General features: G+C 66.5%; 10 protein-coding genes. 5 read left to right on the top strand and 5 right to left on the bottom strand.

From position 1 onward, the window contains the following. From WBA11_RS01395 to WBA11_RS01380, 4 genes are all read left to right on the top strand, one after another. Positions 1-211 (top strand): hypothetical protein (locus WBA11_RS01395; RefSeq protein ID WP_424518945.1); only part of this gene is annotated, 211 nt, incomplete at its 5' end. A 45-nt stretch (positions 212-256) separates the two neighbouring features. Continuing rightward, positions 257-1273, top strand: a complete 1017-nt coding sequence (locus WBA11_RS01390; RefSeq protein WP_424518944.1) for an isocitrate/isopropylmalate dehydrogenase family protein — start codon at positions 257-259, stop codon at positions 1271-1273. Positions 1274-1319: 46 nt separating this feature from the next. Continuing rightward, the gene (locus WBA11_RS01385; protein WP_424518943.1) at positions 1320-1736 is read left to right on the top strand and encodes a DUF4293 family protein; all 417 of its coding nucleotides are present in this window, start codon (positions 1320-1322) and stop codon (positions 1734-1736) included. Continuing rightward, the gene (locus tag WBA11_RS01380) at positions 1737-2615 is read left to right on the top strand and encodes a DMT family transporter (RefSeq protein WP_424518942.1); all 879 of its coding nucleotides are present in this window, start codon (positions 1737-1739) and stop codon (positions 2613-2615) included. On the opposite strand, the gene WBA11_RS01375 is transcribed toward WBA11_RS01380, so the two are convergent. Continuing rightward, entirely contained in the window at positions 2596-3621 is a 1026-nt protein-coding gene (locus WBA11_RS01375; RefSeq protein ID WP_424518941.1) for a glycosyltransferase family 2 protein, read from the bottom strand. The two genes, WBA11_RS01380 and WBA11_RS01375, sit on opposite strands and share 20 nt — an antisense overlap. 255 nt (positions 3622-3876) lie before the next feature. On the opposite strand from WBA11_RS01375, the gene WBA11_RS01370 reads away from it, so the two are divergent. Next, positions 3877-5832 (top strand): RecQ family ATP-dependent DNA helicase, encoded by a 1956-nt coding sequence (locus WBA11_RS01370; protein WP_424518940.1) that lies wholly within the window; start codon positions 3877-3879, stop codon positions 5830-5832. On the opposite strand, the gene WBA11_RS01365 is transcribed toward WBA11_RS01370, so the two are convergent. The 4 genes from WBA11_RS01365 to WBA11_RS01350 all read right to left on the bottom strand — a co-directional run bounded on the left by WBA11_RS01365 (position 5829) and on the right by WBA11_RS01350 (position 10992). Then, positions 5829-7394 carry a choice-of-anchor B family protein gene (locus WBA11_RS01365; RefSeq protein ID WP_424518939.1) on the bottom strand — a complete coding sequence of 522 codons (1566 nt, stop codon included), beginning with the start codon at positions 7392-7394 and terminating at the stop codon, positions 5829-5831. The genes WBA11_RS01370 and WBA11_RS01365 overlap by 4 nt on opposite strands. Then, entirely contained in the window at positions 7391-9025 is a 1635-nt protein-coding gene (locus tag WBA11_RS01360) for a choice-of-anchor B family protein (protein ID WP_424518938.1), read from the bottom strand. Before WBA11_RS01360 ends, WBA11_RS01365 begins: the two co-directional genes overlap by 4 nt. An 89-nt stretch (positions 9026-9114) precedes the next feature. Further along, positions 9115-10302, bottom strand: coding sequence for a choice-of-anchor B family protein (locus WBA11_RS01355; protein ID WP_424518937.1), 1188 nt, complete (start codon positions 10300-10302; stop codon positions 9115-9117). 177 nt (positions 10303-10479) lie between these two features. Beyond that, positions 10480-10992 (bottom strand): asparaginase domain-containing protein, encoded by a 513-nt coding sequence (locus WBA11_RS01350; protein ID WP_424518946.1) that lies wholly within the window; start codon positions 10990-10992, stop codon positions 10480-10482. Positions 10993-11021: the final 29 nt, after the last annotated feature.

The raw sequence follows: 11021 nt of genomic DNA, 5'->3' as shown, positions 1-11021 counted from the left end.
GCGGCCCGCCGCTGGTCGGCACAAGACGACCGGGGCGCTTCGAGAGGGGCGCCCCGGTTTTTATGTGTTCACCTCTGTGTTCAACCTCGACGGCCTCGAGGCCGAGCTCCGTCCGCTAAACGGAGGATACATCGAGGTCGAAATTTCGGCCCGACCCAACAAGGTCGGGTTCGTCCTCGAGGTCGCCGTTTCGTTCGGACTCCACGGCTAGCGGCTGCCCTCGCCGTCTAGCTTTGAGCACTCTCCTCCACTTCTGATGACCTACAACGCGACTCTCATTCCTGGCGACGGCATCGGCCCCGAAGTGGTCGCGGCCGCCGTCCGCGTCGTCGAGGCGACCGGGGTCTCGTTCAACTGGGACGAGCAGCAGGCGGGGATCGGCGCCTACGACGACACGGGCAACCCGCTGCCCCAAGCGACCGTCGATTCCATCGAGAGGACGCGCCTGGCTTTTAAGGGTCCGCTGACGACGCCCGTCGGGACGGGCTTTCGGAGCATCAACGTCCGCATCCGTCAGCTTTTCGACCTCTACGCGAACATCCGCCCGTGTGAGACGCTCCCGAACACGAAGGGGCCGTTCGAGGGCGTCGACCTCATGCTGTACCGTGAGAATACGGAGGGCCTCTACGCCGGCATTGAGCACTTCGACGAGCGCCTCCAAATTGCTGACTCGATCAACCGGATCACGCGGGCAGGCTCGGAGCGGATCATCCGCTACGCCTTCGAGGACGCCCAGCGGCGCGGCCGGAAGCGGCTGACGCTGGTCCACAAGGCCAACATCCTGAAGGAGACCGGCGGCATGTTTCTAAAGATCGGTCGGGAGATCGCGCCTGAGTTTCCGGGCATCGAGTTCGATGACCGCATCATCGACAACATGGCGATGCAACTCGTCATCCGGCCCAGTGAGTACGACGCCGTCGTGACGACCAACATGTTCGGCGACATCCTGTCGGACCTGATGTCGGGGCTCGTCGGCGGGCTTGGGGTGACAGGCTCGGCAAACGTCGGGAAGGACTGCGCGGTCTTCGAGGCCGTCCACGGCTCGGCACCGGACATCGCGGGGCAGGGGGTCGCGAACCCGACGGCCGTCGTTCGCTCCGGTGAGATGATGCTCCGTTATCTCGGCGAGAACGGCGCAGCTGAGGCCGTGCGATTGGCTCTCCACGACGTGTACTCGGACGCGAAGGCTCTGACGGGCGACCTGGGTGGCACCGCGACAACGACTGAGTTCGCAGACGCCCTGGTCGATCGCGTCGAAGCTCACTCCGCATAACGAATCCTCCTCGAGGGCCGAGAGGCCGACGCAGTCCACGCGACCCATGCTCCAACGACTCCAGACTCTCTACCTCACCTTGGGCGCTCTCCTGCTCGCGCTGTTCGTCGCCGTTGGAGAGACGTGGGCCGAGGCGATCGGCGACTCCGTCCCGTGGCTGGGGACAGTCGGCTACGTGCTCGCCGGCGTCACGGCGCTGGTGGCTCTCGTCGCTGTGGCGCTCTACAAGGACCGAGCGACGCAGCGACGCGTGATCGCGGCGGCTCAATGGCTTGACTTGGCCTTGGTCGCGGTTGTCCTGGTGGGGCTCTACATCGCGTTCGACAGCTCGGCTGGAACGGCGCCCGTCGGGTATTACTATGTGGCCATGATGCCGATCGTCGCGTACGTATTGCTGAGGATGGCTCGGCAGCGCGTTGTCGCGGATATCGAGCGCGTCCGGTCGATGGATCGGATCCGCTAGGTGCGAGCGCCGACGGCGGTCTGGTTTCTCATCGGGCTGGGGCTCCTCGCGTTCGGGGCTGCTCCGATTCTGATCCGCTATGCCGGAGATGCACCGGCGCTGACGCTGGCGTTCTGGCGGACCGTTACGGTGACCCTCGTCTTGGCTCCGTTCGCGATGGTGCGGGCGCGAGATGAGATCCGAGCGTTCTCGGTCCGCGAGTGGAGCTTGGTGATCGGTGCAGGGATCCTTTTGGGTTTGCACTTTATGTCGTGGATCGGGTCGGTGCAGTTGACGAGCGTCGCGAGTTCGTCGGCACTGGTCACGCTGAGCCCGGTGTTCATCGTCGTCTTGGGGGGCACGTTCTTGGATGAACGGCCGAGCGCGCGGACGACCGTCGCGATCGGGGTGGCCGTCGTCGGCGCTGCGGTTTTGGCGCTTGGGTCCCACTCAGAAGCGGCGTCCTTTCCGAATCCAGCGCTCGGTAACGGACTGGCAATCGTGGCGGCGGCGTTGGTCGCGGTCTACCTCGTCATTGGCCGGGCGGTGCGGCAGGGGACGTCGTTCCTCGCCTACTTCGTCCCCTTGAATGCGGCAGCCGCCGTCACCTGCGGCATCGGGTGCGTTCTCGCGGGCGAGCCGCTGATGCTGACGGGTGCCGCGGCATGGCTCGCGATCGCGATGGGGCTCGGACCCGGGCTTCTCGGGCACGGATCGCTCAACGTCGCCGTGCGCTACATCCCCGCGGCTCTGATCGGCCTGCTCACACTCACGGAGCCGGTCCTCGCCAGTGGGATCGCGGCGGTCCTCTTTCAGGAGATCCCAGGCGCGGCCACGATCTTGGGAATCGTGATCGTGCTCTCCGCGGTCGTCGTCGTCGTTAGAGCCCGAGAGGCCTAAACCTCGAGGTCGGGAGGTCTGAGAAATGGCGTCGTCCTCGAAGCATGGCGTCCTCGACGATTCGACCTCGGTACGACGGAAGAACGACAGCTGAGCCCTCGAGGTCGACCTCGAGGGCGGAGATCATGACGGCAGCGTCGCGCCGACCTCGACGGATCGCGTCGGCCTCGAGGGCGTTGCCCATCGCCCGGGCTCGAGCCCACGCGACGCCATCGAGGACGCGCCGGCCCCGAAAGATGCGGGCGGCGTGGGTGGGCGGGAGGTTCTTCGCGACCATCACCAAGCTGTTTCGGACGTTGTAGTACGTCTTACGAGGATTGCCCGCCGGCAGCGATGCGCCTCCCAGGTGGTACACCTCCGACGCCGGCTCGACCCGGACGCGCCATCCGGCCCGCCATAGCCTCCAACACAGGTCGATCTCCTCTTGGTGCATCCCGAACGACTCGTCGAAGCCACCGGCGTCCTCGAAGGCATCTCGGCGGACCAGCATGGCCGCCCCGGTCGCCCAGAACACGTCGCGTGCATCGTCGTATTGACCGCGGTCGACCTCGAGAGCCTCGAAGATCCGTCCTCGAGTGAACGGGACAGCCAGCGCGTCCAGGAAGCCGCCAGCAGCACCCGCGTACTCGAACCGCGAGCGGTCGTCGACCTGCAGGAGCTTTGGTTGGACGGCGGCGACTGCGTCGTCCTCGAGGGCGGCGACGAGCGGACGGAGCCAATTCGGTGGGACCTCGACGTCGTTGTTGAGGAAGCACACCAGGCTGCCCGTGGCGTCCTCGAGGGCGGCGTTGTTGCCACGAGCGAAGAGCCAGTTGTCGGGGTGGCGGGCGACGACGACCTCGGGGTGCTCCGCGCCCAGCCACTCGGCGGTCCCGTCCGACGACGCGTTGTCGGCGACGACGACCTCGAGGTCGGGGTAGTCCGTCGCCAGGACCGAGGGGAGAAACCGCTCCAGCAGCTCGCGCCCGTTCCAGGTAACGATGATGACGGAGACGCGCGGAGTCAAAAGCGTGAGGGCCGGAGGGCCGAAGCTACCCCGGCCCTCGTCGTGCCGTCCCGGCCGCAACGAGATCCGGCGCGACCTGAGAGACCCCACCACGGGTCCAGGTCGCGCCGGTTACCACCTCGAGCGGATCGCGCAACACGACCAGCCTCACGGCGCCCGTCTAGACCCTATTTGGAGGACGCCGTAACAGCTCGACGCCGATTTTCTGAAGCTCGTTTGGGCCGAAGCACGGAGCGACAGCGGGTAGCTTGAGAAATGGCCAGTCCCTCTCTTTCTTCGGCGCTGGACGCCCTGCGCGATACGTGGGGATACAACGCGTTTCGAGCGGGACAGCAGGAGGCTGTCGGGGCCGTTCTCGATGGCCGGGACGTGCTCGCGGTGCTTCCCACGGGAGGAGGGAAGTCGCTCATCTACCAAGTACCGGTCGTCGCATCAGGCGGCCTCGCCCTCGTCGTGTCCCCGTTGGTGGCGTTGATGCACGATCAGGTCGAGGCGCTCGGTCGCCGCGGGGTTCGAGCACGCGCGCTACACAGCGGGCTCAGTCGGCGGCAGACGGACCAGGCATGGACGGACGCCGAGCACGGTCTGTATCGCGTCTTGTACCTCACGCCCGAGCGGCTGCTCACCGATCTCTTCCACGCTCGCGCGCCGCGACTGGACGTCGACCTCCTCGCCGTCGACGAGGCCCACTGCATCTCGGAGTGGGGACACGATTTTCGTCCGGCGTACCGCCGAATCGCCGAGGCCCGTCCTCGATTGTCGACCTCGACCGGCGACCCGACGCCCGTCGTGGCGGTGACGGCGACGGCGACGCCCGAGGTCCGGCGCGACATCCTGGACCAGCTCGAGCTACGCGACCCCGAGGTCATCGTCCGAGGGTTCGACCGGCCGAACATCGTGTGGAGCGTCTTCCACACCCAGGACCCCATCCGGCAGGCGTCGGACGTCCTCGAGGCCGTCCCGGGATCGGGGCTGGTGTACGCTGGTACGCGCCAGAACACGGAGCGCGTAGCGCGCCGGTTGACGGCGAGCGGCCTCGATGCCGAGGCGTATCACGCGGGGCTCGATCGCGGCGTCCGGGAGCAGGTGCAGCGTCGCTGGCTCGAGGGCGAGACCCGAGTCATCGCGGCGACGAGCGCGTTCGGGATGGGGATCGACAAGCCCGACGTTCGGACCGTCGTCCACACGACGCTGCCGCCGACGTTGGAGTCTTATTACCAGGAGGCCGGCCGGGCCGGCCGAGACGGCGACCGCGCCTACGCCGTCCTCGCAGTCGGCCCGGATGCTGAAACGCTCCCGCGCGATCTCGTCGACCGGGGGCACCCGACCTCGACGGATCTGCAAGCCGTCTACACCGCGGCCGGCAGCCTGGCGCAGATCGCTGTCGGGAGCGAGCCGGAAGGACCCGTGTCCCTGCCCATCGCGACGCTCGCCAAGGTGGCCGGTCTGCCCACCCGCTGCGTCTGGTCCGCCGTCGACCGGCTCGCGACGGCCGGCGCCTGGGACGTCGTCCCAACCCGAGAAGGCGAGGCGCGTCTTCGGCTTCCGCAGGGACGAGACGGGTTCGCCCGCGCCCTCGAGGCCGAAAGCGTCGCCGTCCAAAGCTTCGCCGACGTCCTGCTCCGCCGGTTGCCCGCCTCCGCGTCGGAGGGCGCGACCGTGCGGCTCGACGAGCTCGCCGAGGCCGTGGGGATGACTCCGGCACGGCTCGACGCCGGCCTCGACTACCTCGCCGCCCGGCACCTGATCGAGGTCCAGCGCCCGTCCGACGGGCTCACCCTAAGGTGGCGGGGCGCCCGAAGCCGGACCGCCCCGATCGATGTGGTCGCCCTCGAGGCCGGCCGCCGGCGGGCGCATGCCAGGTTGGACAGCGTCGTGCGGTACGCCGAGTCCGTCGGATGCCGACGTCAGCACCTGCTCGCTTACTTCGGCGAGCCGACGGGGTCACGGTGCGGCACATGCGACGTCTGCCTCGGCCGGCACCGGCCCGACGTCATCACGCCCCAGGACGAGCCGGAGCTCCGAGCTGTCCTCGACGACATCGCCCAGGGCGGCGACGTCTCGCTGTCCGGTCGGCGCCGCGTGTTGCTCGACTGGCTCGTCGCCGAGGGCTTGGTCGTCCTCGAGGACGCGCTCGGGGGCACGTTCGGGCTCACGCCCGCCGGGCAACGCTGGGCGCGCCCGACCTCGAGGCCGGACGCGACTCCCTAGCGGCTGGTGAGTACGATCCGCCTCGAGGCCTCGAAGGTCTCACCGGTAACGCGCAAGACGTAAACACCGGCAGGGAGGGAGGATCCGTCGACCTCGAGGTCGAGCGAGGACCCGGTCGCCGCCGTGCCCTCGAAGACGCTCGCAACACGCCTCCCGGCGACGTCGAAGAGGTCCGCGACGACTGCCTGCGCCTCGCCGACGCGTAGCGAGAGCCTCGCCCTAGTTGTCGTCGGGTTGGGGAAGGGAGCCGTGAGCTCGTACCCGATCAGCGTGGGGGCGTCCTCAGAGTCCGTGGGCTCTGCGAGTCCCGTCGGGCGTAGAACAAAGAGGCCGAAGTCTCCGTCGTTTGCGATTACGAGCCCGCTCTCGAAGTACGGGTAGTTGCTCCACTGCCCACCGAACCCGATCCGGGTCTGGGTCGGGAACGTGTCGAAAAAGGCCGCCTCCGTCAGCGTCCCATTTTCGATCTGATCGAGGTCGACGATGCGCAAGCCGGACTCGTAGTTGCTCTCGTACGCGTAGCGACCTTTGATGTACAGGTTGTGGTCGCTCGTCGTCAGGTTGGGCTCGTAGGCAAACGCGAACTCGGGCAGCTCGAGGTCGTCGAAGTCGATCACCAAGGTCCGCTGCGTCCGACGTGCTGAGAGCTCGTCCAGTTCGTCGTTGACGAGCATGTAGCGGTGGTCCTCCGTGAGCCAGCCCTGGTGTGTGTAGGACGGCGTCGGGTACGCCGCCTGGGAGACGACTTGGACGTTGTCCTTGTCGGTCACGTCGAAGACGGTCACGACGTCCTCGTTCGACCCGAAGCAGATCTCACGGCCTTGGTAGTCCACGTCCGGTCCGCGGTAGATCACGCATTGCGCGTCGTGCGTGTACCCCCGCCTCCGAGGGCCAGTCTCGAACTCGATGTCAGAAAAGCACGACGCGAACGTGGGATTGGTCGGGTTCTGAATGTTGATCGCGTGGAAGCCTGCGGGGCGGCACGAGTCCGGGAGCCCGCGCCGGCTCACTCGACCCGCGCCGACGGCGTAGGCGAAGCCGGTCTCCTCGTTGATCACAATGTTGTGGGCCGAGCTGATAAGGTCGTAGACCGCGTCGGGCTCGAGAAGCCCTGGAGCTCCGCTCAGTCCCCGAAGGCGTGTCAGGTCGAACACTTGCATGCCGTGGCCGGAAGACCCGTCTGCTACGACGAAGGCGTGGTCCGCGTAGACCTTGACGTCTCGCCACGTGGAGGCGCTTCGCGTCGTCGGCATCTTGCCGAGCACGACCGGTCGCGTCGGGTCCTCGAGGCTGACGAAGCCGAGGCCGTTGCGCGTGCCGACGAGCGCGTACTCGACGCCGGTCTCCGTGTCCGTCCATCCCCAGATGTCGTTGTGGCCTGCCTGCTCCGACCCCGGCACTCCGAAGGCCGCAGGGGAGAGGTACCCGACCAGGTTTACACCTTGACACGAGAAGCTTCCGACGTCGGGGAGCGAAGCCTGTCCGTTGAGACATTCGATCTCCTGAGCCCCGACTGGGACGGCGACGAGCGCGAGCAGGAGACAGACTGAGCGCAAGGTCACCGGACCAAGGCGATCTGGCGCGAGGTCTCGAACCGGTCGCCGACCACGCGGATCACGTAGACCCCCGCCGGTAGCGAGCCTCGCTCGACCTCGAGGACGATCGGCGTGCCGGCCGCGACGGCGCCGTCGAAGATCTGTGCCACGCGCCGTCCGGCGACATCGAACAGTTCGGCCCGGACGTGCTGTGCGCTCCCGACCTCGAGGTCGAGACGAGCGCCCGCCGACGTCGGGTTGGGAGCCGGCGACGACAACGCGAAACCGGACGGCTGGGCGGGAGCCTCGGCGCTCACCGCGAGCGACGCGTCGGGACGGAGCACGAACAACCCGTTGTCGATGTCGTTGACGATGACGATCCCGCTCTCGAAGTACGGGTAGACGCTCCACGCCCCTTGATAATTCCTCCCCGTCCGCCGAGGGTACGTGTCGAAAAAGGCCACCTCTCGGATCGAACCGGAGCCGATCTCGTCGAGGTCGAGGATGCGGAGGCCGGACTCGTAGTTGGCCTGGAAGGCATAGCGCCCGACCGTGTACAGGTTGTGATCGATGGTGTTGAGCCCCGAGTCATAGATGAAGACGTCTCCCGGGTTGTCGAGGTCGGTCAGATCCATCACGATCGTCCGCTGGCTGATGTTGAGCGTCGACTCGTCGATCTCGTCGTTGATCAGGAAGTAGCGCTGGTCGGCCGTGAGCCACCCCTGGTGCGTGTAGACGTCGTTGGGGTACTCGCCCTGAGAAATAACCCTGACCGCGCCCTTGTCCGTCACATCGAAGACGGTCACGACGTCCTCGTTCGCAGCAAAGCACAACTCGCGGCCGGTGTAGTCGGCGTCGGGTCCTCGGTACGTCACGCACTGCCCGTCGTGGGTGTACCCCGGAGCGATGTATGGATCGGCCTCGAGGGCGGCGTCGGAGAAGCACCCCGCGAACGTGGGGTTTCGAGGGTCCCGGACGTCGATGGTGTGGAAGCCGGGCTCGTCACACTCGGCGGGGAGGCCGCGTGCGGCGCGGTCGCCGGGGCTGTACCGGTATCCGACGGCGTAGGCGAACCCGGTCTCCTCGTTGACGACGATGTTGTGAGCCGAGCTGATCCCGTCGTAGTTGGCGTCCTGCTCGAACACGACGGGTCCGTCCTCGAGGTCGACATCCCGTAGGCGCGCCATGTCGAACACTTGCATTCCGTGTCGTGGGGAACTGTCCGCGACGATGAGAGCGTGGCCGGCGTAGACCTTGACGTCGCGCCACGTCGACGACCGTCCGTTCGGGGTGGGCAGCTTGCCGACAAGGACGGGGAAGGCCGGGTCTTCGAGGCTGACGAACCCGACCCCATTCTGCGTCCCCACGAGCGCGTACTCGGTCCCGGTCTCAGGATCCGTCCACCCCCAGATGTCATTGTGCTCCGCTGCCGGGGACCCCGATACGGAGAACGAGGCGGGCGACATGTAACCGACCAGGTCGACGGCATCACATTGGAAGGAGCCCACGTTCGGGAGCGTGGCCAGCCCATTCCGGCACTCGACCTCCTGCGCGACGGGAGGTGAGGCAAGCGCGATGGCAACGATCGCGAGGACAACTGTGGGGGAGCAGTAGCGGGAGATCAAACGGGTAGCGGAAGAACCCTGGAACGTACGCACCAGCGCCGACGGCCTGTACGCAAAACGAGGGACCCCAGCTTGCGCCGGAGCCCCTCGCTATCGAGTCGAGAGATCGTCCTCGAGGACGACTACATGCCCATGCGGGGCATCATGACGAACAAGCCGTTGTCCGAGTCGCTCGCGATCACGATGCCGCTGTCGAGGTACGGGTAGTTGCTCCACTGACCAGCGAAGTTCACCGACGTGTTCTGCGGGTACGTGTCGAAGAACGCGACCTCCGTCAGGTTGCCGTTGGCGATGTCCGTGTGGTCCACGATCCGAAGGCCGGCCTCGTAGTTGCTCATGAACGTGTAGTCGCCCAGCGTGTAGAGGTTGTGGTCGATGGTCGTGATGCCGGAGTCCCACGCGGAGATGAGCTCGGGCTCGTCGAGGTCCTGGACGTCGAACAGGAGCGTGCGCTGCGTGCTCACGAAGCCGTTGGTCTCGTCGAGTTCGTCGTTGGCCAGGATGTAGCGACGGTCCTCAGTGAACCACTGCTGGTGCGTGTACGCGTCGAGCGGGTACTCGGCCATCGAGATGATGCGGACGTCCATCTTGTCCTCGACGTCGTAGAACGTGACCACGTCTTCGTTGGAGCCGACGCAGATCTCACGTCCGGTGTAGTCGCTGTCCGGTCCGTCGTAGATGATGCACTGGGCGTCGTGCGTGTAGCCCGGTGCCGAGACCGGCGACGTGTCCTTGGAGGCGTCGGAGAAGCAGTTGACGAACGTCGGGTTCGTCGGGTCCTGGATGTTAATGACGTGGAAGCCCGGCGCGCCGCACTCGGCGGGTAGGTCGTCGCCGCGCGAGCCGGAGCCGACTGCGTAGGCGTAGCCAGAGTCCTCGTTGATGACCAGGTTGTGGACGTTGGTCACCTGGTCGTAGTGAGCGTCAGGCTCGAACTCGCCCTGGTCCGTGGTCAGGCCGCGGAGACGGGTCAGGTCGAAGACCTGCATGCCGTGGTCGCGGGCCTCAGAGACGATGAACGCGTGGTTGTCGTAGACCTTGATGTCGCGCCAAACGGTCGAGACCGTGTGCGTCGGGACTTTGCCGAGCATGACGGGCGCAGTCGGGTCGGTGACGTCGACGAATTCGGTGCCGTTGGCCAGACCGACGAGGGCGTACTCGCGGCCAGTCTCGGGGTCTTCCCAGCCCCAAATATCGTTGAGCTGGTCGGCGTCGAACTCGGAGAGCGGGATGTAGGCGAGCAGGTCGACGTTCGAGCACTCGAACGGGCCGATGTCAGAGCCCATGGCCGTCGCGGGGAGGGTGGCCATGCCGTCGACGCAAGCGGCGGTCGGAGTCATAGACGTCATGTCGTCCATGTCATCCACCATCTCGCTGGAGGCCGAGCAGCCAGAGATAACGAGGGCGAGCGCTGCAGCGCTCAGAAGAGACAAACGGGTCATAGTGGAGTCGGGGAGGAAGTCAGGAGGCGTACGGGCCTGAGTCATCTAAGTGACGGCCACGAACCGATTTCGATCCCGGTCCTTACGTACTCGGTGTGGGTCGAAGACGCGCCCATTCATTGCAACGTACGCACCGGGCGGTAACGTTTGGACCGCCGCGGCTGCGAAGCCGACGTTGAATTCAGCGTCCGTCGCCTTGAATCGGGCTGGGGACAACGACCCGACGAACACCACCGTCGTGTCCCGGTCGTCGGCCTCGAGGGCGGCCGCGACCGCGCGAGCCGTCTCGGCCATCGTGTCTGTCCCGTGCGTGATCAAGACGCGCGTCGAGGGCGACTCCAGGACACGAGACGCAACGAGGGCTCGGTCCTCGTCCTCGATGTCGAGACTGTCCTTGCGCATGAGCGCCGTGACCTCGAACGGGAACGTCACACCCGCTTCCCGCAGAAGAGCCCCAATCTGCGGCTCGCCGATCTCGTAGGCGCTCTTGGCATCGAAGTACTCCTTGTCGATGGTGCCGCCGGTGGTGAACACCTGGACAAAGTCGGGATCGGTCACGGGGAGGTGGTAGTGGCCCCGAGCATGGA

This window comes from Rubrivirga sp. (genome assembly GCF_049648075.1).
Classification (GTDB): domain Bacteria; phylum Bacteroidota; class Rhodothermia; order Rhodothermales; family Rubricoccaceae; genus Rubrivirga.
The sequence above is the reverse complement of the archived record's forward strand: the minus strand, read 5'-3'. Positions and strand labels throughout refer to the sequence as shown.

Bases quoted from the DNA above. Each gene is read 5' to 3' on its own strand.
- WBA11_RS01390 (WP_424518944.1), top strand. From the start codon at position 257: ATGACCTACAACGCGACTCTCATTCCTGGCGACGGCATCGGCCCCGAA.
- WBA11_RS01385 (WP_424518943.1), top strand. From the start codon at position 1,320: ATGCTCCAACGACTCCAGACTCTCTACCTCACCTTGGGCGCTCTCCTG.
- WBA11_RS01370 (WP_424518940.1), top strand. From the start codon at position 3,877: ATGGCCAGTCCCTCTCTTTCTTCGGCGCTGGACGCCCTGCGCGATACG.
- WBA11_RS01355 (WP_424518937.1), bottom strand. From the start codon at position 10,302: ATGGCCACCCTCCCCGCGACGGCCATGGGCTCTGACATCGGCCCGTTC.